General features: G+C 72.4%; 21 protein-coding genes. 11 read left to right on the top strand and 10 right to left on the bottom strand.

The window, feature by feature from the left end; genetic code table 11:
- The first annotated feature begins 33 nt into the window (after positions 1–33).
- The gene (locus CW359_RS26305) at positions 34–1,254 is read left to right on the top strand and encodes an ROK family protein (protein ID WP_105972602.1); all 1,221 of its coding nucleotides are present in this window, start codon (positions 34–36) and stop codon (positions 1,252–1,254) included.
- A 105-nt stretch (positions 1,255–1,359) separates the two neighbouring features.
- Here CW359_RS26305 and ilvY read toward each other — a convergent pair whose 3' ends face one another.
- Entirely contained in the window at positions 1,360–2,214 is an 855-nt protein-coding gene (gene ilvY, locus CW359_RS26300; RefSeq protein WP_105972601.1) for an HTH-type transcriptional activator IlvY, read from the bottom strand.
- An 88-nt stretch (positions 2,215–2,302) separates the two neighbouring features.
- On the opposite strand from ilvY, the gene CW359_RS26295 reads away from it, so the two are divergent.
- The 4 genes from CW359_RS26295 (at position 2,303) to CW359_RS26280 (ending at position 7,586) form a co-directional block, all read left to right on the top strand.
- Positions 2,303–3,784: a ketol-acid reductoisomerase gene (locus CW359_RS26295; protein WP_105972600.1), complete on the top strand. Its 1,482-nt coding sequence runs from the start codon at positions 2,303–2,305 to the stop codon at positions 3,782–3,784.
- Positions 3,785–3,931: 147 nt separating this feature from the next.
- Positions 3,932–4,252 carry an SHOCT domain-containing protein gene (locus CW359_RS26290; protein WP_105972599.1) on the top strand — a complete coding sequence of 107 codons (321 nt, stop codon included), beginning with the start codon at positions 3,932–3,934 and terminating at the stop codon, positions 4,250–4,252.
- Entirely contained in the window at positions 4,249–5,007 is a 759-nt protein-coding gene (locus CW359_RS26285; RefSeq protein ID WP_105972598.1) for an ABC transporter ATP-binding protein, read from the top strand. The genes CW359_RS26290 and CW359_RS26285 overlap by 4 nt, the downstream gene beginning before the upstream one ends.
- Positions 5,004–7,586: an ABC transporter permease gene (locus tag CW359_RS26280; protein ID WP_105972597.1), complete on the top strand. Its 2,583-nt coding sequence runs from the start codon at positions 5,004–5,006 to the stop codon at positions 7,584–7,586. Before CW359_RS26285 ends, CW359_RS26280 begins: the two co-directional genes overlap by 4 nt.
- A 77-nt stretch (positions 7,587–7,663) precedes the next feature.
- Here CW359_RS26280 and CW359_RS26275 read toward each other — a convergent pair whose 3' ends face one another.
- Both CW359_RS26275 and CW359_RS26270 read right to left on the bottom strand, forming a co-directional pair.
- Positions 7,664–8,212, bottom strand: coding sequence for an ATP-binding protein (locus CW359_RS26275; RefSeq protein ID WP_105972596.1), 549 nt, complete (start codon positions 8,210–8,212; stop codon positions 7,664–7,666).
- Positions 8,213–8,451: 239 nt separating this feature from the next.
- Positions 8,452–8,775 carry a hypothetical protein gene (locus CW359_RS26270; protein WP_105972595.1) on the bottom strand — a complete coding sequence of 108 codons (324 nt, stop codon included), beginning with the start codon at positions 8,773–8,775 and terminating at the stop codon, positions 8,452–8,454.
- Between the two features lie 336 nt (positions 8,776–9,111).
- On the opposite strand from CW359_RS26270, the gene CW359_RS26265 reads away from it, so the two are divergent.
- Positions 9,112–10,239: a PLP-dependent cysteine synthase family protein gene (locus CW359_RS26265; RefSeq protein ID WP_408647519.1), complete on the top strand. Its 1,128-nt coding sequence runs from the start codon at positions 9,112–9,114 to the stop codon at positions 10,237–10,239.
- Between the two features lie 81 nt (positions 10,240–10,320).
- Here the strand turns inward: CW359_RS26265 and CW359_RS26260 are convergent, their stop codons facing one another.
- Positions 10,321–11,136 carry a DeoR/GlpR family DNA-binding transcription regulator gene (locus tag CW359_RS26260; RefSeq protein ID WP_105972594.1) on the bottom strand — a complete coding sequence of 272 codons (816 nt, stop codon included), beginning with the start codon at positions 11,134–11,136 and terminating at the stop codon, positions 10,321–10,323.
- Between the two features lie 379 nt (positions 11,137–11,515).
- Here CW359_RS26260 and CW359_RS26255 point away from each other — a divergent pair, with 379 nt between their 5' ends.
- Complete coding sequence (locus CW359_RS26255) at positions 11,516–13,897, top strand: hypothetical protein (protein WP_105972593.1); 2,382 nt, start codon at positions 11,516–11,518, stop codon at positions 13,895–13,897.
- Here the strand turns inward: CW359_RS26255 and CW359_RS26250 are convergent.
- The 4 genes from CW359_RS26250 to CW359_RS26235 all read right to left on the bottom strand — a co-directional run bounded on the left by CW359_RS26250 (position 13,867) and on the right by CW359_RS26235 (position 18,520).
- A complete protein-coding gene (locus CW359_RS26250; RefSeq protein ID WP_198655390.1) occupies positions 13,867–16,305 on the bottom strand; it encodes a right-handed parallel beta-helix repeat-containing protein in 2,439 nt (812 codons plus the stop codon). The two genes, CW359_RS26255 and CW359_RS26250, sit on opposite strands and share 31 nt — an antisense overlap.
- Positions 16,306–16,422: 117 nt before the next feature.
- Positions 16,423–17,028 carry an Rv1733c family protein gene (locus CW359_RS26245; protein WP_105972592.1) on the bottom strand — a complete coding sequence of 202 codons (606 nt, stop codon included), beginning with the start codon at positions 17,026–17,028 and terminating at the stop codon, positions 16,423–16,425.
- A gap of 177 nt (positions 17,029–17,205) precedes the next feature.
- Positions 17,206–18,030, bottom strand: a complete 825-nt coding sequence (locus tag CW359_RS26240) for an MOSC domain-containing protein (protein ID WP_105972591.1) — start codon at positions 18,028–18,030, stop codon at positions 17,206–17,208.
- Between the two features lie 43 nt (positions 18,031–18,073).
- Positions 18,074–18,520, bottom strand: coding sequence for a DUF6643 family protein (locus CW359_RS26235; protein WP_105972590.1), 447 nt, complete (start codon positions 18,518–18,520; stop codon positions 18,074–18,076).
- 297 nt (positions 18,521–18,817) lie between these two features.
- Here CW359_RS26235 and CW359_RS26230 point away from each other — a divergent pair, with 297 nt between their 5' ends.
- Entirely contained in the window at positions 18,818–20,080 is a 1,263-nt protein-coding gene (locus tag CW359_RS26230; RefSeq protein ID WP_105972589.1) for a TerD family protein, read from the top strand.
- A 7-nt stretch (positions 20,081–20,087) separates the two neighbouring features.
- On the opposite strand, the gene CW359_RS26225 is transcribed toward CW359_RS26230, so the two are convergent.
- Complete coding sequence (locus CW359_RS26225; RefSeq protein WP_105972588.1) at positions 20,088–21,254, bottom strand: glycosyltransferase; 1,167 nt, start codon at positions 21,252–21,254, stop codon at positions 20,088–20,090.
- A 70-nt stretch (positions 21,255–21,324) separates the two neighbouring features.
- On the opposite strand from CW359_RS26225, the gene CW359_RS26220 reads away from it, so the two are divergent.
- Together CW359_RS26220 and CW359_RS26215 are read left to right on the top strand one after the other, a co-directional pair.
- Positions 21,325–22,110 (top strand): glutamate racemase, encoded by a 786-nt coding sequence (locus CW359_RS26220; RefSeq protein WP_105972587.1) that lies wholly within the window; start codon positions 21,325–21,327, stop codon positions 22,108–22,110.
- A 62-nt stretch (positions 22,111–22,172) separates the two neighbouring features.
- Entirely contained in the window at positions 22,173–22,718 is a 546-nt protein-coding gene (locus tag CW359_RS26215) for a hypothetical protein (RefSeq protein ID WP_105972586.1), read from the top strand.
- A gap of 25 nt (positions 22,719–22,743) precedes the next feature.
- Here CW359_RS26215 and CW359_RS26210 read toward each other — a convergent pair whose 3' ends face one another.
- Complete coding sequence (locus CW359_RS26210; RefSeq protein WP_198655389.1) at positions 22,744–23,799, bottom strand: O-antigen ligase family protein; 1,056 nt, start codon at positions 23,797–23,799, stop codon at positions 22,744–22,746.
- Between the two features lie 221 nt (positions 23,800–24,020).
- Between CW359_RS26210 and lnt the strand changes: the two genes are divergently transcribed.
- Positions 24,021–25,631, top strand: coding sequence for an apolipoprotein N-acyltransferase (gene lnt / locus CW359_RS26205; RefSeq protein WP_105972584.1), 1,611 nt, complete (start codon positions 24,021–24,023; stop codon positions 25,629–25,631).
- Positions 25,632–25,635 lie beyond the last annotated feature (4 nt).

The raw sequence follows: 25,635 nt of genomic DNA, 5'->3' as shown, positions 1-25,635 counted from the left end.
ATTCGTCGTACGGATCATGGGAGACTCGCCCTCATGAGCGGCAAGGTTGAGGGGACCACTTCAAAAACGCGGTTGGACCGGGGGCGCGGCGCCCTCGGGCCCGCCTTGGAGCTGGTGCACACCGGCCGAGCGCCCACCCGGGCCGTGCTCACCGCCGAACTGGGGGTCACCCGGGCGACCGCCGGTGCCGTGGCCGCCGAGCTGGAGGCGCTCGGGCTGATCAGCGTGGACGCCCGGCCCGGTGCGGCGGCCGGTTCGCAGGGGCGCCCCTCGCACCGGCTCGACGTCGCCGAGGACGGGCCGGTCGTGCTGGCCGCGCAGGTGCACGCCGACGGGTTCCGGGCCGCGCTGGTCGGGCTCGGCGGCCGGATCGTCGCCACCGCGCCCGGCTGCGAAACCGTCGACGCCGACCCGGCGAAGGTGCTCGGCTCGGTCGTCGAGGCGGGCACCGAACTGCTGCGCGACACCGGCCGCCGCTGCGTCGGCGCGGGTCTCGCGGTCCCGTCGGCCGTCGCCGAACCCGAGGGCCTCGCCCTGAACCCGCTGCACCTCGCCTGGCCGGCCGGAGCGCCGGTACGGGAGATCTTCGCCGAACGGGTACGGGCGGCGGGCATCGCCGGACCGGCCTTCGCGGGCAACGACGTCAACCTCGCCGCCCTCGCCGAACACCGGCACGGCGCCGGACGCGGCGCCCGCGACCTGCTGTGCGTGGCCACCGGGCACCGGGGAGTCGGCGGCGCACTGGTCCTCGACGGCCGTCTGCACACGGGGAGTTCGGGCCTCGCGCTCGAAGTCGGCCACCTCACCGTCAATCCCGAGGGCCGCCCCTGCCACTGCGGCAGCCGGGGCTGCCTGGACGTCGAGGCCGACCCCCTAGCCTTCCTCACGGCGGCGGGCCGCGACCCTGGCCCCGAGGTCTCCCTCCTGCAACAGGCGAACGACCTGATCCGCGACCGGTACCCGGACCCGGCGGTCCGCACGGCCACCGAGACCCTGATCGACCGCCTGGGCCTGGGCCTGGCGGGCCTGGTGAACATCCTCAACCCGGACCGCATCATCCTCGGCGGCCTCCACGGCACCCTCCTCGAAGCGGACCCGACCCGCCTGCGAGCGGTGGTGGCCGACCGCAGCCTCTGGGGCCGCAGCGGCGGTGTCCCCATCTTCGCCTGCACCCTGGACTTCAACAGCCTGGTAGGGGCAGCGGAGTTGGCATGGCAACCGGTACTCGACGACCCCCTGGCGGCACTGGCTTAAGGGGCAGCGCCCTTAAGGGGCGCGGGGCTGTGCTGAATTTGCGGCTACCGCCGCGCGGGCGCGACCAGCCACAACGCACCCGCAGCCGCACCACCAGCGAACCCCTCACCCCATCAGGCTCCACAACGCCGCCACCTGAGGCCTCCGCAGATCAACTCGCCGCACACACAACCCAATCGAAAACGGCTCAGGTTCCGGAGAAGTCGGCACAACAACCAACCGCTCCCGCACCGCACTGTGATCCAGCACAAGCCGAGGCGCCACCCCCGTCCCACACCCCAACGCGACCAATGTCAACAACCCTTCGTGACCGTCCGGTTCGGCGGCCACCTCGAACGAGAACCCGGCCCCCCGCCCCCGGAACCACCGATCGGCGGCCTCCCGAACCAACCCCCGGTACGGCAGCACGAACGGCCCCACGAGCCCCGGATCCGGCCGATCCCGCGCGGTCACGAACACCAACTCGGTGACAGCGACCGTCCGACTCACCAACGGCTCCGGCAAACGCGCCGGAATCCCCGCGACGGCCACATCGACCTCCCCCTCGTCCAGCCGGGCCAGCGCCGCCGCAGCATCCCCGGTGCGCAGATCGATCCGTACCTGCGGATGCGCGGCCCGAAAAGGCGCCAACAGGTCGGGCAGCAGCACCTGGCAGGCGGTCACCGTCGCGAACACGGCCAGCCTGCCGGTGAGTTGAGCCGGGTCGGGATGCTCCTCCCGGTACGCGCGCCACAACTCCAGCGCCTGGACGGCGTATTCACGGAACCGATGCCCCTCAGCCGTCAGCGACACCCCGCGCGGCCCCCGGTCGAACAGCCGATGCCCGAGACCGGCCTCCAGCCGCTGCACGGTCCGGGTGAGCGTCGCCGGACTGACATGGCAGTCCAGACTGGTCCGCCCGAAGTTCAGCGTCTGCGCCAGATGAACGAAAAGACGCAGCTCCCGATGATCATCACGCATAACGTGACCTGGCCCTTTCATCAGCCGCAACACCGCGCTGCACAAGTTGCGCTTGCCGCAACACTTGCCGCGACCCTACAACTCGACCATGACCTCGACCACGCACAGCGCTACCCACACCTCCCGCGTCTTCGCCCTGGAATCGATGGACGTCCCCGGCGGAACGGAGACCATCCTGCGCGGCGGACGCCACCTCTTCCCGCTCCTGCCGCAGGCATTCGAAGGCATCCGCAACATCGGCGTCATCGGCTGGGGCCCCCAGGGCCGCGCTCAGGCCCTCAACCTCCGCGACTCCCTCGCCGGTACGGACATCCGGGTGGCCGTCGGGCTCCGCCCGGGCTCCACCTCCGCCGCCGACGCCCGCGCCCACGGCTTCACGGAGGCGGACGGCACCCTCGGCGACTGGCTCGCCGTCACCGCCGACAGCGACCTCGTGATCCTGCTGATCGCGGACGCGGCCCTCGCCACCCACCACCAGGAGATCTTCGCGACTCTCAAGCCGGGCGCGGTCATCGGCCTCTCGCACGGCTTCCTGCTCGGCCATCTCCGGTCGTACGGTGGCGAGTTCCCGCCCGGACACGGGGTGATCGCCGTCTGCCCCAAGGGTATGGGCGACTCGGTGCGGCGCCTCTACGAACAGGGCGCGGAGATCAACGGCGCGGGCATCAACAGCAGTTTCGCCGTCCACGCCGACCCCGACGGCCGGGCCACCGACCTCGCCCTCGGCTGGTCGGTTGCGCTGGGCTCGCCGTACACCTTCCGCACGACCCTCGACAGCGAGTACCTCTCCGACATCGTCGGCGAACGCGCCATCCTGCTCGGCGCCGTCCACGGCATCGTCGAGAGTCTGTACGCCCGCTTCCGCCTGGAAGGCGACGACGAGCCGACCGCGTACGAGCGATCCTGCGAGAACGTCACCGGCCCGATCGCCCGCACGATCTCCCACGAGGGCATCCGCGCCGTGCGCGAGAACCTCGCCCCGGCGGACCGGGACACCTTCGACCGCGCGTACACGGCCACCTACCGCCCCGCCCGCGACCTCGTCGCCGAGATCTACGACGAGGTCGCCGACGGCACCGAACTGCGCAGCGTCATCCTCGCCGAACAGCGCCTCGGCGCCCGCCCGATGAGCGGCATCGGCGGTTCGCCGATGTGGGCGGCTGGGGAGCGGGTGCGCGCCCGGCGGGCGGAGCGCGAGCTGCCCGTCGAACCGTTCACCGCAGGTGTGTTCGTGGCCACGATGACCGCCCAGATCGACGAGTTCGCCGAACGCGGCCACCCCTGGTCGGAGATCGTCAACGAGTCCGTCATCGAGGCCGTCGACTCCCTGCTGCCGTACATGCACGCCCGTGACGTGGCGTACATGGTCGACAACTGCTCCCGCACGGCCCGCCTCGGCGCCCGCCGCTGGGGCCCGCGCTTCCAGTCGGCGTACGAGCAGATCGCGTACCCGGCGGCCGAACTCCCCGCCTCCGCAGCCCTGTTGACGGCCTTCGACACCCACCCGGCACACGAGGCTCTGGCAGCGGCGGCGAAGCTACGCCCGTCGGTCGACATCTCCGTCGCCTGACACAGGCCCCCGGGGAAGCAGCCGCGGGAGCCCCACGTACTCCCGGGGAGGTACCCGCACTCCCGCCGGCCGTACGACGACCCGGACCCCCTCCCGGCGCGAACGTGGAGTCATCGCACACAACCCCTTCCTGGGAGCTGACTCCACATGAACACCCTCGCGAACTGGGACGGCGGCCCCGGCCCCTGGATCTTCTTCTTCCCGCTGATCTGGGCGGCCGTCGTGCTCGGCGTCGTCACCGTCCTGCGCCGCACGGTCTGGCGGCGCGGGCGCCGTGGCCCGTGGCGTGCCATGGACGGCCGCTACGACGCCCAGGACCGCCTCTCCGGCGACGCGCCGCTCGCTGTTCTCGGCCGGCGTTTCGCCTCCGGTGAGATCGACGAGGACGAGTACTGGCGGCGGCTCTCCGTCCTGGACGAGCAGTTCGGCGCGGCGGGCGGCCGTACGGGCAAGGGCGGTGCGGTATGACCACCGCCACCACCACGACCCGTACGGCGGCGGCAGCCCGTGTCGTCGACGCGGTGAAGGTGTACGGCGGTGGCGACACCGCCGTACGGGCCCTGGACGGCGTGAGCGTCGACTTCCCGGCCGGGCGCTTCACCGCGATCATGGGACCGTCCGGCTCCGGAAAGTCCACCCTGATGCACTGCGCGGCGGGCCTGGACAGCCTGACCTCCGGCGCCGCCTTCATCGGCGACACCGAACTGGGCTCGCTCGACGACCGTCGCCTTACGCTCCTGCGCCGGGACCGGATCGGCTTCGTCTTCCAGGCGTTCAACCTGGTCCCGACCCTGACCGTCGACGAGAACATCACCCTCCCGATCGACCTGGCGGGCGCGCGCGGGGACAAGGACTGGATCGACGCCCTCGTCGACGTCGTCGGCCTGCGCGACCGGCTCCACCACCGTCCTGCCGAACTCTCCGGTGGCCAGCAGCAACGCGTCGCCGTGGCAAGGGCGTTCGCAGGCCGACCCGACGTCGTCTTCGCCGACGAACCGACCGGCAACCTCGACTCACGCTCCGGCGGCGAGGTACTCGGCCTGCTCGGCCGCGCGGTACGCCACATGGACCGCACGGTCGTCATGGTCACCCACGACCCGGTCGCCGCCGCCCACGCGGACCAGGTCCTCTTCCTGGCCGACGGCCGCCTGGTCGACCGGATGGAGTCCCCGACCGCCGACAAGGTCCTGGACCGCCTGAAGGCCTTCGAGGTGCCGTCATGACCACCCCCACGCGCACCCTCCCTCCCGCCGTCCGCATCAGCCTCTCCTCCCTCCGCGCCCACAAGCGCCGCTTCGCCGGTACGTTCCTGGCGGTCTTCCTCGGCGTCGCCTTCCTCGCCGGAACCCTGGTCATGGGCGACACCCTGCGGAACAGCTTCGACACCATGTTCGGCGAGGCGACCAGCGGCACCGACGCCGTCGTCCGCAGCGCGGACGCCATCACCACCCCGGGGGAGAGCCAGGGCGTACGCCGGCCGGTCCCCACCGACCTCGTCAAAACCGTCGAGCGGGTCCCCGGAGTCGCCGCAGCCGCCCCCGACATCCAGGGCGCGGGCCAGCTCATCGCCGCCGACGGTGACCCCATCGGCGGCCAGGGCCCGCCCACCCTCGCCGGCAACTGGATCACCGACCCGAGGCTGAACCCGTACCAACTCGCCGAAGGACGAGCCCCGTTGAGGTCGGGCGAGGTCGTCGTCAACCGGGGTACGGCGAAGAAGGGCGGCCTGGGTATCGGCGACACGACGATCCTGCGTACGCCCGACCCGGTCAAGGTGACGATCGTCGGCCTCGCGACCTTCGCGGGGGAGGACGGCATGGCACAGGTGACGTTCACCGGGATGATGCGGGCCGACGCCGAAAAATACCTCCCCGCGAGGCCCGGAGAGGCGGCGAGCATCCTGGTGCGGGCCGGTCCCGGGGTCGGTCAGCGGGAGCTGGTGGATCGCCTGGCGGCCGTACTGCCCAAGGGAGTTGAGGCCGTCACCGGTCAGGAGTCGGCCGAGGAGAACACGGAGATGATCTCCAGCCAGTTCCTCACCGTCTTCACCCTCTTCCTCCTGGTCTTCTCTGGCGTGGCGATCCTGGTCGCGACCTTCTCCATCCACAACACCTTCGCGATCGTCGTCGCCCAACGCACCCGCGAGAACGCCCTGTTGCGGGCGCTGGGGGCATCCCGCCGCCAGGTCACCTCGGCCACCCTCGTCGAGGCGACCGCAGTCGCCGTGACGGCGTCCGCCGTGGGCCTCGCCGGAGGCATCGCCATCGCGGCAGGCCTCCAGGCACTGTTCCCGGCCATCGGATTCCCGTTCCCCGAGGGCGACTTGGTGATCAGCTTGCTGTCCATGCTGCTGCCGCTCGCGGTCGGCATCGTGGTCTGCCTGGGCTCCGCCCTGCTGCCCGCCGTACGCGCTGGCCGCACCGCACCCCTGGCCGCACTCCGCGAGACGGCCGTCGACCGGTCGGGCACCTCGCCCCTCCGCGCGGTCACCGGCGCGGGCCTCGGCGCCCTCGCGCTGGCCATGACGCTGACCGGCGTCCTGGTCTCACCGTCCCTGTGGCTGGCGGGACTTGGCGCCGTACTGGCCCTCGCCGCCTTCGTGGTCCTCGGCCCCATCGCGTCGACCACCGTCGTACGCGTCCTCGGCGGCCCCCTCGGCAGGCTGCGCGGAGTCACCGGCGACCTCGCCGGACGCAACGCCCTGCGCAGCCCGAAGCGGACCGCCGCCACCGCGAGCGCCCTGATGATCGGCGTGGCCGTCGTCTCCCTGTTCACGGTGTTCGGGGCCTCACTGAAGGCCACCATGGACCAGACCGTGTCCCGGTCCTTCGCGGGCGACGTCGCCGTGAGCACCCCGTCCTTCGGCGCGGGCGGCAGCGGACTCAGCCCCGCCCTCGCACCCGCCGTCGCCCGGCTGCCCGAGGTCGCGTACGCGGTCGGACTCGGGCGGGGAGTTGCCGAAGTCGACGGCAAGGGGAGGGCGTTGACCGTGACCGACCCCGTCACCCTCGGCAAGGTCTTCGACCTGGGCGACGTACGCGGCTCGCTATCCGACCTGGGCACCGACGGCATCGCCATCACCGAGCCGGAGGCCGACCGGCGCGGCCTCGAACCCGGAGACACCACCCGGCTCACCTTCACCGACGGCCGGCAGCAGACCTTCAAGGTCCGCGCGGTCTACGGCCGTTCGGAACTCGCCGGTGAGTACGTCATCACCCGCGAGGCCTGGGCCCCGCACCGCACCCAGGACTCCGACACCCTGATCGCCGTCTCCTTCAAGGACGGGGTGAGCACGAGCGCGGGCAAGGCGGCCGTGGCGCAGGTCGCGGCACGCTACGGCGACCCCGAGGTCCAGACCCGCGACGAGTTCGCCGAGTCGTCGGCCGGAGGCATCGACATGATGCTCACCCTCGTCTACGCACTCCTCGCCCTGGCCGTCCTCATCGCGCTCCTCGGCATCGCCAACACCCTGACCCTCGCGATCCACGAACGCACCCGCGAACTGGGCCTGTTGAGGGCCGTCGGCCAGACCCGCGCCCAACTGCGCGCCATGGTCCGCTGGGAGTCCATCCTCGTCGCGGCCTTCGGCACGATCGGCGGGCTCGCCCTCGGCGGGTTCCTCGGCTGGGTACTGGTGAAGGCCTCGGACGGCGCGAGCGACAGCACCTTCGCCTTCGCGCTGCCGCCCACCCAGCTCGTGATCGTGGCCCTGGTGGGCGTCACGGCGGGAGCGCTCGCGGGCCTGCGCCCGGCCCGGCGGGCGGCACGCCTGGACGTACTGCGCGCCATCGCCACCGAATGACGTACGGAGAACGAGAAAGAGGCGGAGGAACCGGAAGACAGGGAGGAGGCGGGGGAGTACCGGAGGTCACCGCCCGGTCAGCCGGCAACGGCCGACCGGGCGGGAGCGTGTTCCGGCCTGCGCCGGTGCACCCCCGGCTTGTACCCCTTGTCGTCGCACAACGGCTCCTCGAACGGCTGACGCGTGGGCGCCGCCGTCACGAGCCGGGTCTCGGGAGCGGCCACGACAGGGGCGACGGTCGGCAGCGTGAACCACACGACCTTCCCGGACTCGCCGTCCGGCCGCACACCCCAGCTCTCGCTCACCGCCGCGACCATCGCGAGACCGCGTCCGCAGGTGGCGGTGGGATCCGCGTCCCGCAGCTCGGGAATGCGCGGGTCGTGGTCGTGCACCGAGACCGTGAGCCGGTCGAGCAGGACCTCGATCTCCACGGTGCACAGCTTGTCGGGCTGGGCATGCCGGTGGACGTTGGTAAGCAGTTCGGTCACACCGAGCGAGGCCCGGTCTATCAAGGGATCCAGATGCCAGTAGCGCAATTGTGCAGAGACGATTCTGCGGACCTGGCCGATCCGCGACGGAAGAGCTTGCAGCTCCACCGTGCAATGCCTGCTTGGGTGGCTGATCACGGCTTGCGACTCCCCGAATTGAGGTCCGGAAGAAGACACGAGATCGGATCCAGCAGAGTGCCTGTGTGCAATGGCCGCCTGCTGTCGAGGCCGGCGGGCTGGTTCGCAGCGTTATCGCCGGTAAACCCAGAGTGACGTGTGACAAGCGTGGCTCAGGGGACGGAAACCCGCAACTCGCGGCACGGCCGACGGCACTCCCGGTGTCCGCGCCGAAGACGGCTTCGCGCTCCCCGGCCTGCTCAGTGCCCGCGCCCGGCCGCCTTGCGCACGGCTTCGATGAACCGGCGTGCGGCGGGCGGCCCGGTCTCGCCCGGCGCGGGGTCGTGATCCCCCAGGGTCAGCAGATAGCGCTGGCCGTTGAGGTCCGCGAGCGCTCGGTCGTCGGCCGCGAACCACGGTTTCGAGGCCCGCACCGCCTGCACGGGAGCGCTGTCGATCTCGCTGCCGTAGCTGGTCAGCAGCTCCAGCCTGCCGCCGCTGATCCGGACCTGTCCGGCCCGGGTGAGGGAACGCAGCCTCTTCCCGATCCGCACGCCCGTGGCCGTGAACTCCGGCTCCGCCATGATGCTCCGCCCCCTTGTCGGCTTCCGCCGAGATGCGTGGTGATCCCGCCTGGAACGTGATCCATTGTGCGCCCCCGTGCGGTGCAGTCTGCCTGCCCCCGGCGTCGAGCACCAGTGCGTACGGCACTCTCCGGCAACCGGCGGAAGCACTCACCGGGATGCGCCCCGGGGCGACCAGGCTCCCGCCGACCCCCTGGCCGCCCCCGCCCCACAGGCCTGCCTTTGATCCGCCCAAAGGGATGTTTATGCAGGTGAGAGGCGTGCGGAAGGTGACTATGATCAGAATGTACGGCTGCGCAAGGACGCCGTCGGCATGCGCATCACAAGGAGCCCGACGTGAGCATCCCCGACCCCACCGGGACCGCCGAAACCCTCGACACGCTCGACGTCGACCGCAGCGACGCCGACTACCGAGCCTGGCTCAAAGAGGCCGTCCGCAAGGTCCAGGCCGACGCCAACCGCTCGGCCGACACGCATCTGCTGCGCTTCCCGCTGCCCGAGAAGTGGGGTATCGACCTGTATCTGAAGGACGAGTCGACCCACCCCACCGGCAGCCTCAAGCACCGCCTCGCCCGCTCGCTCTTCCTCTACGGACTCTGCAATGGCTGGATCCGCCCCGGCCGCCCGGTGATCGAGGCGTCCAGCGGCTCCACGGCCGTCTCCGAGGCGTACTTCGCGCAACTGATCGGCGTGCCCTTCATCGCGGTGATGCCCCGCACCACCAGCGCCGAGAAGTGCCGCCTCATCGAGTCCCACGGCGGCCGGTGCCACTTCGTGGACGACTCACGCAGGATGTACGAGGCCTCGGCGGCCCTCGCGGCGGAGACGGGCGGCCACTACATGGACCAGTTCACCTACGCGGAACGGGCCACGGACTGGCGCGGAAACAACAACATCGCCGAATCCATTTTCCGCCAACTGGAGTTGGAGCGTTTCCCGGAGCCCGCATGGATCGTCGCCACGGCCGGTACGGGCGGCACCTCGGCGACCCTGGCCCGCTACGTCCACTACACCCAGCGCGACACCCTGATCTGCGTGGCCGACCCGGAGAACTCCTGCTTCTTCGAGGGCTGGACCACCGGCGATCCGGACGTCACCTGTGACTGCGGCTCCCGCATCGAGGGCATCGGCCGCCCCCGCATGGAACCGAGCTTCGTCCCCGGCGCGGTGGACCGCATGATGAAGGTGCCGGACGCGGCCAGCATCGCCGCGGTGAGAGCCCTGGAACAGAAGATAGGCCGCAAGGCGGGCGGTTCCACGGGAACGGGCCTGTGGAGCGCCCTGAAGATCATCGCCGAGATGGTGACAGAGGGACAGCAGGGCAGCGTCGTAACCCTGCTCTGCGACCACGGCGACCGCTACCTGGACAAGTACTACTCGGACACCTGGCTGAAAAACCAGAACCTCGACATCGCGCCTTACAGGACGAGAATCGAAGGGTTCCTGAAAACAGGCGCGTGGTAAGACCCACCCAGGGGCGCGGGGAACCGCGCGACAAGCCACGACGGGCGCCGCACCCGCCCACGCACCTACCAAGGCACCCCTCTAGGCGCCCTCACCCGCCACAACAAGCCTCCGCAAGTGCTCAGAAACCTCATCCCGCGCCTCGGGAACCAACCCCGAGTCCGTGACCAACGTATCCACCTGCTCCAACGCCGCGAACGAACTCAGCCCCACCGTCCCCCACTTGGTGTGGTCGGCGACCACGACAACCCGCCGAGCGGACTGCACCAGCCGCCGATTGGTCTCGGCCTCCGCGAGGTTCGGCGTGGACAACCCCGCCTCGACAGATATCCCGTGCACCCCGAGAAACAGCACATCGAAGTGCAGCGAGGCGATCGCCTGATCGGCGACGGGCCCCACCAGCGAGTCGGACGGCGTCCGCACCCCACCCGTCAGCACGACCGTCGCCGCCCCCTGCCGCTGCCCCGAAACCCGCTGAGCGGCATGGAACACATCGGCGACCCGCACCGAGTTGGTCACCACGGTCAGATCAGCCACGTCCAGCAGCTGATGCGCCAGCGCGTACGTCGTCGTACCGCCCGACAGGGCGATCGCCGACCCCGGCGCGACCAGCTCCGCCGCGGCTCGCGCGATGTCCTCCTTGGCCGTCAGCTCCAGTCCCGACTTGGCCTCGAACCCGGGCTCATGGGTGCTCGCCTCGACCACCGGCACCGCGCCGCCGTGCACCTTCTCCAGGACGCCCTGGCGGGCCAGCGCGTCGAGGTCGCGGCGGACCGTCATGTCCGACACGCCGAGTTTGCGGGTGAGTTCGTTGACGCGGACGCCCCCGCGTCGCCGCACCTCGTCGAGGATCAGGGCGCGGCGCTGCTCCGCGAGAAGGTTCTGGTTGTCATTCACGACCGCTCCACGTCCTTCCGGGGTCCGCTCGGGCCTGTCGGTCCACTCGCCCCCACCATCTCCGACACGTCCCGCACACTCGCTGCGAACCTGCTGCGCACCCGCTCCGACAAGGACATTCCTCCTGCTACCGGCCCGGCGGACGTCCCATACTCGCATGCACCGGTACTCGTCGCGCCACTGCCCGTCACGACGCGAACATGTCACTCTGGCAACACCGGGTCCCCGCCGGTCACACGGATCGGGGAGATTCCGTGCCGAGAGGTGTACGCGGCCCGTCCGGCGGAGATCCTCCAGTCCCGCACGGCATCGTTCCCGACCGGACGGCGGCCGTCGGTGTGACACGGGGGAAGTACGAGCAACGGGGGAAGTGCGAACAATGGAACAGGCACAGGAACGAGCCCCGAAGTCCGGGGTGAACGGCGCGGCACGGCCGCCCGACCGGACGGGGACGACCAGCGGCATCGCCCTGGAACTGCTGGTCCACGGCGTGGGCGGCGCCTCGCCGGAGAAGATGCTCAACGATCCGCGGACCGTCCGCGTCACCGGCGACGACACGGCCGCCGTCTTCCGGCGCGTGGCCGACGCCGACGCCGAGGACCGGCCCGTCGACCCGGACGGCGCACCGGTGCGCGAGGCGTACGTCTGGTGCAACCTCACCTCCGGCAACGGCACGCGCGCCCTGTGGCTGCTGCTCCTGCCGTTCATGGTCGTCAACCTCGCCCACTGGATGCGCCCCGCCGCCCGCGACCGGCCGGGCAAGGTCCGGCTGTACGGCCTCCTGGTGCGTCTCGCCGGTCTGACCCTCACCGTCCTGCTGGTCGCCGCCGCCTGCGAGGTCGCCCTCGACCTCACGGCGTGGCAGTGCGCGGGCACGCGCGCGTGCGCCGAGGCGCACTCCTGGCTCGGCTTCATCTCCCCGACCGAGTCGGACGGCGGCTGGTGGAGCGAGCCCGGCCGCCGCCTCGCCCTGGCCGCCGTGGTGCCCGCAGCCCTCACCGGCCTGCTCTGGTTCCTGTCCCGCCGCACCTGGAGCGCGTACGAGTCCCAGAAGCCGCTGACCCACGCCCCCGATCCCGCCGACGAGAACATCCGTACGGCCCTTGGGCGGCCCGGGTTCTGGTACGGACGCCGGCTGGTCGCCCGGCTGCGCGCCGCGCACACCGCGGCCGGTCTGCTGACGGTCACCGCCGCTCTGGGCTCCGCCGCCGCCCGCCACGACCGCGCACCCGGCGGCCCGGAGACCCTGGCTGCCCTGGCCCGGCTCCTCGACGTCGCGCTGATCGCCGGGGCCGCCGCCGTGGTGTGGGTGGTGTGCCGCCGGGGCCGCAGCGAGAGACGCCTCGACCAGGAACTCGACGCCCGGCTCGTCCGCGTCCTCCCGGGCGCCGCGCTCGTCCTGCTGCTCCTGACGGCCGTGTACGCGGGCTGGTCGCGCCCGGGGTGGCGGGCGACGGGCCGGCTGCCGGGCGACACCGTGTTCGGCACGATCGCGCTGCTCCAGGGCCTCCTGGTGCTCGGCCTGGCGGTCGTCGCCCACTTCCTGTACCGCGCCCACCCCGACCCGCGTGCCGCCATGCGCGGCCTCGCCGGACCCGCCGTCGCCACGCTCGCCTGCGCGCTGGGCGGGGTGATGTCCGGCGGCGTCTCGCAGCGCGTCGCCGACTGGCTGGACGGCACCGGCGGCACCATCGCGGGCCCGCCCGTCCTGCTGACCTGGCAGGCGTCCGTGATCCCGGCCGTCCTCCTGGTCGTCCTCGGCCTGGTCGGCTGGCTGGCCCGGCGCACCCTGCAACTGCGGCGCGGCGAGCTGGACGCCGTCGAACGGGACTACGCCGACGGTTCGGGGGAGCCCCTGGACGACGCCCGCACCCGCCGGATCGCGAGCACGCGCGCGATGGCCGCCCTCACCGACCGGGGACCCCGCATCCTCGGCATCACCTCCGCCGTGACCCTGCTGCTGGGCGCCGCCGCCCTCGCCGGGGCCCAGGGCACCGGCGACACGCCCTCGGGCGCCTCGCACGGCGCGTACGCGATCGTCGAGGGCGCCGCCGGGACCGCCCAGGCGCTCGGGTCCTGGCTGATCGGGTTCGGCTTCCTGCTGTTCGTCACCTGGGGGCGACGCGCGTACAAGGACCCGGCCGCTCGGCGCACCATAGGCATCCTCTGGGACGTCGGCACCTTCTGGCCGCGCGCCGCCCACCCCTTCGCCCCGCCCTGCTACGCCGAGCGCGCCGTGCCCGACCTGACCTGGCGCATGGCCACCTGGACCGAGGCCACCGGCGGCCGTCTCGTCATCTCCGGGCACTCCCAGGGCAGCGTCCTCGCGGCAGCCGCCGCCTGGCAGCTCAAGCCGTCCGTGCGCAAGCGCGTCGCGCTGCTGACGTACGGCTCACCGCTGGAGCGCCTCTACGGGCGCTGGTTCCCGGCCCACTTCGGCCCCGCCGCGCTCGCCTCGCTGCACCACGACGTGGCCTGCTGGCGCAACCTGTACCGGCTCACCGACCCGATCGGCGGCCCCGTGCACCTGCCCGGCGACTGCGGTCCGGAGGTGGACCGGCCACCGCTCAAGGACCCGCTCGCCTACGGCCGCACCAAGGAGCATCCGCTGCCCGCGCCCATCCTCGGCCACTCCGACTACCAGGCCGATCCGGCCTTCGCGGAGGAGCGCGAGGAGCTGCTGACGCGGCTGCGGCCGCGCGAGGGGCTGCCCGGGCCGCGGCCCGGGGCTCAGGGCAGCTCGGGCAGGTCCTCCGGGTAGAGCAGGGTCAGGTCGTCGGTGCTCGGCTCGGCGTGCTGGGCGACCCGGCCCGCGTGCCGCTCGACCATCGCCTCGAAGGTCTGCCGCGCGGTGCGGCCGTTGCCGAACGTCGCGCCCTTGGGGATCTCGGTGAAGTACTTCAGCAGGGAGTCGGGGGAGCCGGGCGCCAGCCGGTACTCGTGCTCCTCCGCCTGCTGCTCCACGATCCGCAGCAGCTCCTCGGGGCCGTAGTCACCGAAGGTGATGGTCCGTGAGAAACGGGACGCCACACCGGGGTTGACCGACAGGAAGCGCTCCATCTCGGCCGTGTAGCCCGCGACGATCACGACGACCGCCTCCCGGTGGTCCTCCATCAGCTTCACCAGCGTGTCGATGGCCTCCTTGCCGAAGTCACGGCCGGAGTCCTCCGGGGACAGCGCGTACGCCTCGTCGATGAACAGGACACCGCCACGCGCGCGGTCGAAGGCCTCCTGGGTGCGGATTGCCGTCGAACCGATGTGCTCGCCGACCAGGTCCACGCGGGACACCTCGACGAGATGCCCCTTCTCCAGGACACCGAGCGCGGCCAGGATCTCGCCGTAGAGCCGGGCGACCGTCGTCTTGCCCGTACCGGGGGAGCCGGTGAAGACCAGATGGCGGCGGGCGGAGGCCGCCTTGAGCCCGGCCAGCTGGCGGCGCCGGCCGACCTCGATCATGTCGGTGAGGGCCCGCACCTCGCGCTTGACGCTGTCCAGGCCCACCAGCGCGTCGAGTTCGCCCAGCACGTCCACCGAGGACCGCGCGGCCTTCTCCGGCTCCGGGGCGGCGACCGCCTGCTCCGGCTCGGTGGCACGCTGGCCCGGGATCGAGCCCAACAGCCCCGGCGAATGCGTGATGGTCTGTACGGCCGTCTCCGGCACCGAGGGCGCCCGCAGGGCCGCACTCTCGTCGCTGGTGCAGTCCTCGACGACCGGTCCGCCACCGGGGACCGTGCCGGGCCCGCCCTCCGCGAACTCGTAGCCACCGCGCGCGCACCGCTCCGTACGGCACTTCGTCAGTGTCGTACGGCAGCCGTCTATGACATGGAAGCCGTACCCCTCGCTGCCCGTCACCCGGCAGTTCAGGAAGCTGCCCCGGCCGCCCGCCGACACGTAGAAGCCCGCCTCGGCGGGGGAGTCGACCGTGCAGCGCTCGACGGTGGGGTCCGCGCCCTTGGTGACGATCACGCCGGTCTGTGTACCGACCACCGTGCAGCCGTTGAGCGTGCCGCCGCTGCCGTGGTCGCGGAACCAGGCGCCCGTCGCCGCGTCCTTGATCCGGCAGTCGTCGAGCTGCGCGGTCGCGCCGTCGCTGACCGACACGGCCGTGTTGCGGACCTGGGTGAGGTCGCTGTCGACGACGTCCGCGCGGGAGCCCCGGTCGAGGACGAACAGCGCGTCCGGCACGTCGTGCACCCGGCAGGACTCCAGGACCGCCGTGGCGCCGTCGCTGATCCACACCGCCGGGTAGTCGCCGGTGCTGTCGAAGATCTCGCACTGGTTGGCGTCCACGCGCGTGCCCGGGTCCCACACCGACAGGCCGTTGCGCCCGAACTGACGCACCGTCGTCCGGGTCAGGGTGAGGACCGAGCGCGACCGCAGATCGATCGCGTTCTCCGGGATGTCGTGGATGCGGCAGTCGGCCAGCGTCAGCACGGCATCGGTGTCGAGTGTCACGCCGTCCCCGGACGTCCGGTGCACATCGCAGTCGGTCAGGAAGGCCGAGGCCCGGCCGGTGACCTGGACACCGCTGCCCTTGACCTCGTACACCTCACAACCGACCGCCTCCAGCGCCGAGTTCTCGCCCGAGACCGACAGCCCGACGCCCGAGGCGTGGTGCACCCGGCAGCGCTCAAGGCGCGGATGCCCGCCGTCGCGCACGGTCACGCCCGCCTGCCCGGCCGCGACGACCTCGCACTCCTCGAACACCCCGCCCGCGCCGTCCAGTACGGCGATCCCGGCGCCCGCCGGGTTGTCGACCGTGCAGCGCCGCACCGTCGGACGCGCGCCGCCGCGCACCTCGATACCGGCGGCGGACCGCGTGACGATCCGCATGTCCAGCAGCTCCGGCGTGCCCTCCTCGACGAGCAGCGCGGGCGCGGTCGAGTCCTGGCCCTCCACATGCAGGTCCTGGACCACCGCCGAGGCGCGCACCGTGAGCGGCACGCCGTCCACCGGCGCGATGCGCACGGAGCCGGGGGAGCCCTCGGGGCCGCGCAGCGTCACCGCCCGCTGGACGACGAGGTTCTCCCGATAGGTGCCGGGGGCGACGGTGAGGACGTCGCCGTCCGCCGCGGCCTCCAGGGCTGCGGCGAGCGACGCGTACTCACCCGTGCGGCGCCGCCACCTCGATGTACCGGTGTGCGTCACCTGGACCGTGCCCTGTGCCATGGCGCTGCTGTGCCCCCACCTCGTGGAACGCGGGATGTCGCGGAAGGTGCCGAACGATGTCGGCCGGTCCACCGTAGCGTGCGCGGGCACGGTGGGTTGACCAGAGCCGCAAGGCCGTCAACTGCCGGTACCGGTCCGGCCCCAGTCGGGTCCGGCCCGGTCCCACGCCTGGTCCCAACGGGCGTACCGGCGACGGACCATGCGCCAGACGATCAGCCGCCGGCCGCCCTCGACGAACCCGCCCGCCAGCAGGGTCGCGCCGAAGCCGGCGAGGACCGCGTGCGTCGTCGCGGTGGCGTTGTCCAGTGGGCGGGCGGTTATTCGCCCCTGTTCGTCCGTCCACAGCGTGAAGTGGTCGCCCGGATGCGGGGACTTGAGGGCCGCCATGACCTTGCCGTGCTGCGCGGTGCCGTCGGGCCCCGTCCAGTCGGCCTCCACGCGGCTGCGCGCCTCCCGCGCGGTGGATGTCTCGGGGTCGGGCTCCAGCGGGGAACGGGCGAGCTTCTTGACCACGGTGGCCGTCACGAGATGGCGGGCCTCACGCTGGTCCCGTACGGCCTGTTGCAGCGCGTCCTGGGCGACACCGCCGATCAGGAGGCCGATCAGGGGGGCTGCCAGCACGATCAGCAGCAGCGCCGCCAGTGCCACCCAGGCCTCGGCCAGGTCGGTCGCGCGGCGCAGCGGATTGTGCCGCCAACGCCAGAGTCCACCGATCGCCCGCACAGCCGAACCCCCTTCCCGCTCCGTGATAACCCCGCTCGGAGCAGTTCACGCACAAAGCCGGTCGAAGAGAGATCGAAATCACCTCTCACCGGCTCTCACCGGCCGTCTCATGAACTTCTCACAAAAGCCAACGGCCGGACCCCGTGCCGGTGTTCCCGGCCGTTCGGGCTATTCGGGCTATTCGAGGATCCTGACCGGATCGCCCACCCGGATCGTGCCGGGAGTCTCCGGAACCAGGTTCTGCCCGAAGACCAGCTGGTTGCCGAAGCGGCGATGGCGGCCGAGGGTGCGCAGCGGTTCCCGGCCGCGTACGGAGGTCTCCTGGTCGGTGGTGGTCACCACGCACCGTCCGCACATCTTGGCGACCCGGAGGGTCACCTCGCCGACGGCGATCCGGGACCAGTCGTCCTCGGCCCAGGCGGCGGTCCCCGACACCACCACGTTGGGCCGGAAGCGGTTCATGGGCAGCGGACCCTCCTGCGCGTGCTCCCCCTGCGCGATGAGGGCGTTGAGGGCGTCCAGCGACGCGAGCGAGGCGAGCAGCAGGGGGTAGCCGTCGGCGAAGCTCACGGTCTCGCCGGGCCGCGCGAACAGGGGGTCGACCGCGCGGCGCGTGGCCGGGTCGTCCATGTGCAGCAGACGTACGTCCTCGCCCAGATAGGCGCTGCACCAGGCCCGCGCGTCCTCGTCCGCGAGCACCGCCTCCACCTTGGTGCCGAAGATGTCCACCGTCGTCGTGCCCGTCACCTCCGGGACGGGCACGGTCAGGGGCGCGCGGCCGGGCGCGGACAGCCGGATCCCGCCGCCGGGCAGCAACTCGGCGGCGGCCTGCGCGAGGCGCGGTTGCTGGCGCTGTGTGACGACCTTTCCCCCGGCGTCAATCAGGACCCAGCGTCGGTCTCCGGCCAGCCCCCAGGGCTCCACCGAGGCCTGCCGGGGCGACTGGCCCCGGAACGCCTTGACCGGATGGACGTGAATCGAATGCAGCTCCGCGTTCCCCATGCCGCCATCGTGCCAGCAGGCACGGACCCTCCGGGGGCCGGAATCAGTACCCGCGGTACTGCTGGTTGTTGTACGGCTCCTGGTACGGCGCGGGGGTGGGACGGGGCGCCGCCGGGCGCATCGCCTCGTAGCCGGAGGCCGCCGCCGGACGCTGCTGCTGCATCGGCTGGCCCGCACCCGCGGGGTAGCCGCGCGGCGGCGCCTGCTGCGGGATGTACGCGGCCGGCGCCTGCTGCAGCGGCGAGGGCTGCTGCGCCTGCGGGTAGCCGCCGCCGTAGGACGGGTTCTGCTGGGACGGGCCGGCCGGGAGCGCGGGGAGCGCCGACGGCAGGGCGGGCAGGTTGAAGCTGCTGCCCGTGTCGTACGCGGCGGGGACCCGGATCGGGGCGATCTGCGGAGTCCCCCGCTCGGCGACGAGCGAGTCGTAGATCGGGGTGTCCGGGAAGGCGGAGTAGTAGCCGCCGCCGTAGGTGGAGCGGGGGGAGGTCATGGCACACAAGTTAAGCCCACGATGAGCTGGTTGGGGAGACCGATAAGAGGGTTGATTTCCGTGTCGGCAGTGCCGTGGGACCCCCAATGCGAGCGAACTTGTCAAAAAGGGGCATCGAGTTGTGCTGAGATTGCGTAAAGGCCAGGTTCCGGGCGGGTTACCGACGGGTCGCCCCGCGTTCTTCCCCTGTTCGACAGGGGCGTCCGGGCGGTCCCGTGGAGGTGTCCGACAGGAGTTCACGGGCCCGGGAGAATAGGTTGGGCCGCGAGGCGATCAGAGATGGGGGCAGCCATGTCAATGTCCAAGGGATCGAACACCCCGGTGCCCACGGCACAGCTCCGTGTGGAGCTGGGGTGGCGCTCCGGGCCGGGTGTCCCGGACGCGGACGCCTCCGCGCTGCTGCTGGTGGCCGGCAGGGTGCGCTCCGACGGCGACTTCGTCTTCTACAACCAGCCCGTGCACTCCTCCGAGGCGGTACGGCACGAGGGCAAGCGGGACGCCGGCGGCCGGGTGACCGACACCCTGCTCGTCGACCTCGCGCGCGTGGAGCCCGCCGTCGAGACCGTGGTCCTCGTTGCCTCCGCCGACGGCGGCACGTTCGGACAGGTCCCCGACCTCTACATCGAGGTCCGGGACGCGGCCCGGGGGACGGTGGTGGCCCGCTTCGACAACGCGGGCGCCAGTGTCGAAACCGCCTTCGTGCTCGGCGAGTTCTACCGCAGACAGGGCGCCTGGAAGTTCCGCGCGGTCGGGCAGGGCTACAGCAGCGGCCTGGCCGGTCTGGCCACGGACTTCGGCATCACGGTGGACGAGCCCCAGCAGGCGCCCGCCGCGCGGCCCGCCCCACGAACCACCCCGCCGCCCGCTCCGCCCGTCGCGCCTCCGGTGACCCCGCCCCCGCCGGCGCCTTCCGCCACGCCGGTACGGCTTACCAAGGTGACGCTCACCAAGGAAGCGCCGTCCGTCTCGCTCACCAAGCAGGGCGGCACCTCGGGCGCCCTGCGCGTCAACCTCAACTGGCAGGTGCACAAGCAGTTCTCGGGGTGGGCCAGCAAACTCGGCCGGGCCGTCGCCCAGCACTCCGACCTCGACCTCGACCTGTGCGCCCTCTTCGAACTCTCCGACGGCAGCAAGGGCGTCGTGCAGTCCCTCGGCAACGCCTTCGGGGCGCTGCACCAGCCGCCGTTCATCCACCTCGACGGCGACGACCGCACCGGGGCCCTGTCCAGTGGTGAGAACCTCACCGTCAACCTGGACCACAAGCAGGCCTTCCGGCGCATCCTCATCTTCGTGACCATCTACGCGGGCGCCCGTTCCTTCGCCGACCTGCACGCCACGGTCACCCTGACCCCGGCGAACGGGGCGCCGGTCGACTTCTCGCTCGACGAGTGCACGGTGCCCTCCACGGTGTGCGCGCTCGCCCTGATCACCAACAACGGCGGCGACCTGATCGTCCAGCGCGAGGCCCGCTATCTCGTCCCCGCGCGCGGGGTGAGCCCGCAGCGCACCGTAGACCAGGCCTACAACTGGGGCATGAACTGGACCCCGGGCCGCAAGTGACCGACGGTCAGCCCTCGTCGGCGACGGTGTCCGGACGCGCGTACGTCCGGCCCTTCCAGGCGGCGCCACGCCCGCGGTAGTGCTGCACCGCCGAGTCGACCGTCATCAGGAGGTACAGGAACGCCGTGAACGGCAGCAGGGGAGCCAGCCACAGCGGCTGCCCGTAGTAGCGCAGCATCGGGGCGTACGTCCCCGCCATCACGAGCCACGCGAGGCCGCCGCACACCGCGGCGGCCGTCGTCCCGGTGACCAGCCCGGCGGCCAGGGCGAACGGCGGCACCAGGTACACCAGGGCGAGGCCGAGGACCGTACCGAGCAGCAGGAGCGGGCTGTGCCGCAACTGCGCGTAGGCGCTGCGCGAGACCATCCGCCACAGGTCGTGCAGTCGCGGGTAGGGCCGCACGCTGTCCACCCGCTCCGCGAGCCCCAGCCAGATGTGGCCTCCGCCGCCCTTGACGGCCCGCGCGAGCGCCACGTCGTCGATGACGGCCTGGCGGATGGCGTCCGGGATGCGGGCCTTCTCGGCGGCCTCCTTGCGCAGCAGCACGCAGCCGCCCGCCGCAGCCGCAGTCCGCGATCCCTTCCGGCCGATCCGGCGGAAGGGATAGAGCTGAGCGAAGAAGTACACGAACGCCGGGACGACGAACCGCTCCCAGACGCTCTCCACCCGCAGCCTGGCCATCAGCGACACGGCGTCGAAGCCGCCGCCCCGCGCCGCCGCCACCAACTCCCGCAGACTGTCGGGCGCGTGGGCGATGTCCGCGTCCGTCAGCAACAGGAACTCGGGTCCACGCGCGCGTGCAAGGCCGATCCCATGCCGTACGGCCCACAGCTTGCCCGTCCAGCCCGAAGGCGGCTCACCGGGCGAGTCCACGGTCAGCGGCAGCCCGCCGTGGAGCCGGGACAGCTCCCGGGCCAGCTCACCGGTGCCGTCCGAACTTCCGTCGTCGACCAGGAAGACCTCGGCCCGACCCGGATAGTCCTGCGCGAGCAGCGACGGCAGGCTCGCGGGCAGCACGGCGGCCTCGTCACGGGCCGGTACGACGACGCAGACGGACGGCCAGGACTCCGGCTCCCGCTCGTACGACGGCAGCCTGACATCCGTACGCCAGAAGAAGCCCTGACACAGCAGCAGCCACAGCCAGGCGGCGAGTGATCCGGCGGCGATACACACAACGGCGCTCACCCGCCGCAGTCTGCCCCACCCCGGCGGGCCGTAAGGGCACGCCGTTTATAGTGACCGGGTGAAGATCGCGCTCATGGACTCCGGAATCGGACTGCTGCCCGCGGCGGCGGCGGTACGGCGGCTGCGGCCCGACGCGGATCTCGTGCTCTCCCTGGACCCCGCGGGCATGCCCTGGGGCCCGCGCACCCCGGAGGACCTCACCGAGCGCGCCCTGGCCGTCGCCGAGGCCGCCGCAGCGCAGCGGCCCGACGCCCTGATCGTCGGCTGCAACACCGCGACCGTGCACGCCCTGACCGCCCTGCGCGCCCGCCTCGAACCGGAGCTGCCGGTCATCGGCACCGTTCCGGCGATCAAGCCCGCCGCCTCGGGGGGCGGGCCCTTCGCGATCTGGGCGACCCCCGCCACCACCGGCAGCCCCTACCAGCGAGGCCTCATCCGGGACTTCGCCGAGGGCGTCGCGGTCACCGAGGTGCCCTGCTGGGGCCTCGCCGAGGCCGTCGAACACGCGGACGAGACGGCGATCGACGCGGCCATCGCCGCCGCAGCCGCCCTCACCCCGGCCGAGGTAACGACCGTCGTCCTGGGCTGCACCCATTACGAACTCGTCGCCGAGCGCATCCGTGCCGCCGTCCAGCAGGACGACCGCCCGCCGCTCGTCCTGCACGGCTCGGCCGGTGCGGTGGCCGCCCAGACGCTCCGCAGACTCGGCGCAAACCCGGCCCCCGAGGCCCCGGCCGACGGCACCCTCACCGCCCTGCTCAACGGCACCGCGGGCCCGCTGCCCGCCCCCGCGCTGGCCTACGCGGAAGGCCGGCTGCTGCAGACGGCCACCCCCGTCCGCTGACCGGAGCAGTCACGCTCCGCAAGCCGGTGCCCGCACAGCGGAACCTGAGTAGTCTCATACGCATGAGCGACCACCCACGCGAGGAAACCGCGCCGCCCGAGGTCTGGAGCGGCCGGGCGACCAACCGCGCCCAGTGGCTCCTTGCGCTCGGCGGCTGCGCCTTCATGGCCCTCGGCATCGAACTGGCCGTCGACTCGGCATGGACGTCGGGCGTCGCGCCGCTCGCCATGTCCGTCGTGGGCTGCATCGCCGCCGGACTGCTCGTCCTGTTCGGCACCATCGCCTTCGTGCATGTCGCCGTGAAGGTCGACACGGACTCCCTCGAAGTGCGCTGCGGCCACATCGGCCTGCCCCGCCGCCGCATTCCGCTGTCCCAGATCGTCGGCGCCGAGTTCGTCGCCAGGGTCACCCCGCGCCAGTGGGGCGGCTGGGGCTACCGCTGGCGGCCCGAGCAGGGCACCGCGGTCGTCGTACGCCGGGGCGAGGGCGTGGTGCTGCGCCTCGGGGACGGGCACACGTTCACGATCACGGTGGACAACGCGGAGGCGGCCGTCCGCGTCATCACCGACCGGCTGCGGTCCGCCGCGGTGGGCAAGCCCGCGCTCTGACCCGTCCCGGCGCTCTCTCTGCGGCCTATCGGTGCTCCCGCGCGCGGGTCGTCGCCGGGTCCGGGGTCTCGTAGACCAGCGGGCGGGCCGTCGCCAGGCCCGCCAGAAGGCCCGCGCCCGCCGTCACCGTGGTGAAGCTCAGCACGTTGCCGACCGTCGCCAGGACGGCCAGACCCGTCAGAGCCGCCCCTGCGGTCAGGGCCACGGGCGTGGGGCGCGCGGTGCGCCACAGGGCGAACAGGACCCAGCAGAAGACCGCCGCCAGCAGGGCCACGCCGGCCACCCCCTGCTCGGCCGCCTGCTGGAAGGGCGCGGAGTGCGGTCTGGCCTCGGCGGGCAGTGACTGGGACGCCGTGAGGCTGAGTTCCGCGAACCGGCCGGGGCCCACGCCCAGCGCCGGGTCCCGGTGGGCGAGGAACAGGGCGTCGTGCCACAGGTCGACCCGGTGGCCGCCCAGCTGGCCCTCCAGCGAGTCGGCGAGGCCGTCCGGCAGTACGTCCTCGGCGACCGCCCAGGACATCCCGGTGACCAGGGCCGTCGCCAGCGCCAGCCCGGCGAGGCCCACGCCCCGGCGCCGCATGTGGTCGGCTGCCAGGGAACAGAGCAGGACGGCCGCACAGAGGACCGAACCGGCGACCGGGCCCAGCACCAGCGACGCCGCCGTGATCCCGGCCGCCAGGGCCCGCAGCGCCAGCCGCAGCAGCGGCGGACGGGCCGTCCAGGCGGCACAGCAGGCGGCGCCCGTGGCCAGCACCAGCAGCGCGGCCACGGCCCCGAGATGCCCGGGCGGGGTGGCGGTCTGCGGCCCCGGCAGCGAGTGCGGGGCGGCCACCGCAAGACCCAGCCCGGCCAGCGCCGCCGCACAGGGGGCGGCGACCGGCACCAGCGCCCCGCAGATCCGGCCCGACGCGTAACCGGCGGCCACCGCCAGCACCGCCAGGAGCACGCCCTCGGGGCGGCCGTCATGGGTGGTCGCCGTGATCAGCGACCAGGTGGCACACGCGCCCAGCACGACGACGCCCGCAGCGTCGGAAACGTTCCGTCTCTCACCGTCCGGCGCCCCGCCGGCCGCAGACGCCATCCCCGTGGACCCCAACCCGCCGCCCCCCGACCTGTGACGGGCCCCGACCGCACGGGCCGTCACCGGCGCGCACGTCAGAGGCTCCGGCACACCGTAACGGCTGGTGCGTCATTTGTGGACGAGTTGCGCAGGAACGATGCGGCAGCCGGGCCGGGGCGGGCCCCCTCCCACGGTCCGGACCATGCTGTCGGCCTCTTACACAGGCGCCGTACACTCCCGGAGTGACCGCCACCGCTCCTTCCACAGCCGAGCCCGACCAGCTGGAACCGCAGCTCGCGCCCGCTTCGCGCCGCGCCCGGCTGCTGCGCCTCTGGCCGGCCGCCACCGCCGCGCTCGCCGGAGTGCTGCTGTACGTCAGCTTCCCCCCGCGCACCCTGTGGTGGCTCGCCCTGCCCGCCTTCGGCATCTTCGGCTGGGTGCTGCGCGGCCGGTCCTGGAAGGCCGGCCTCGGCCTCGGCTACCTCTTCGGCCTCGGCTTCCTGCTGCCGCTGCTCGTGTGGACCGGCGTGGAGGTGGGCCCGGGGCCCTGGCTGGCCCTGGTCGTCATCGAGGCCGTCTTCGTCGCGCTGGTCGGCGCGGGCATCGCCGCTGTGTCCAGACTGCCCGGGTGGCCGCTGTGGGCGGCGGCCGTGTGGATCGCGGGCGAGGCGGCACGCGCGCGTGTGCCCTTCCGCGGCTTCCCCTGGGGCAAGATCGCCTTCGGCCAGGCGGACGGCGTCTTCCTGCCCCTCGCAGCGCTCGGCGGCACCCCGGTGCTCGGCTTCGCCGTCGTCCTGTGCGGCTTCGGGCTGTACGAGAGCGTGCGCCAGGTGATCGAGTGGCGCCGCACCGGCGCCGTACCGCACATCGCGGCCGTCGTCGCCGTGCTGAGCGTCGTCGTCCCCGTGCTCGGCACCCTGGCCGCGCGGGCTCTGGTCAGCGACAAGGCCGAGGTCGGCACCGCGACCGTCGCCGTCATCCAGGGCAACGTCCCGCGCGCGGGACTCGACTTCAACTCCCAGCGGCGTGCCGTCCTCGACTACCACGCGCGCGAGACCGTGCGGCTGGCCGCCGAGGTCAAGGCGGGCAAGGTCGCCCAGCCCGACTTCGTGCTGTGGCCGGAGAACTCCTCCGACATCGACCCCTTCGCCAACCCCGACGCCGCCGCCGTCATCGAGAACGCGGCCAAGGCGATCGGTGCGCCCATCTCGGTCGGCGGCGTCGTCGAACGGGACGGCAAGCTCTACAACGAGCAGATCCTCTGGGACCCCGAGAAGGGCCCGACCGACACCTACGACAAGCGGCAGGTCCAGCCCTTCGGCGAGTACCTCCCGCTGCGCTCGCTGCTCGAACACATCAACAAGAACTGGACCACCATGGTCCACCAGGACTTCAGCCGGGGCACCAAGCCCGGGGTGTTCACCATGGACGGCGCCAAGGTCGGCCTCGCCACCTGCTACGAGGCCGCCTTCGACTGGGCCGTGCGCGACACCGTCACCCACGGCGCCCAGATGATCTCCGTACCGAGCAACAACGCCACCTTCGACCGCAGCGAGATGACCTACCAGCAGCTCGCCATGTCCCGGATCCGCGCCGTCGAACACAGCCGGACCGTCACCGTCCCGGTGACCAGCGGCGTGAGCGCGATCATCATGCCGGACGGGCGGATCACCCAGAAGACCGGCATGTTCGTGGCCGACTCGCTCGTCCAGAAGGTCCCGCTGCGCTCCTCCGAGACCCCCGCCACCAAGCTCGGCATCCTGCCCGAGATGCTCCTCGTCCTGGTCGCCGTCGGCGGACTCGGCTGGGCGATCGGCGCCGGTGTGCGCGGGCGGCGCGCCGGTGGCGTGTAGCCGT

Source organism: Streptomyces geranii (genome assembly GCF_002954775.1).
Classification (GTDB): domain Bacteria; phylum Actinomycetota; class Actinomycetes; order Streptomycetales; family Streptomycetaceae; genus Streptomyces; species Streptomyces geranii.
This window is presented reverse-complemented; position numbering and strand designations above follow the sequence as displayed.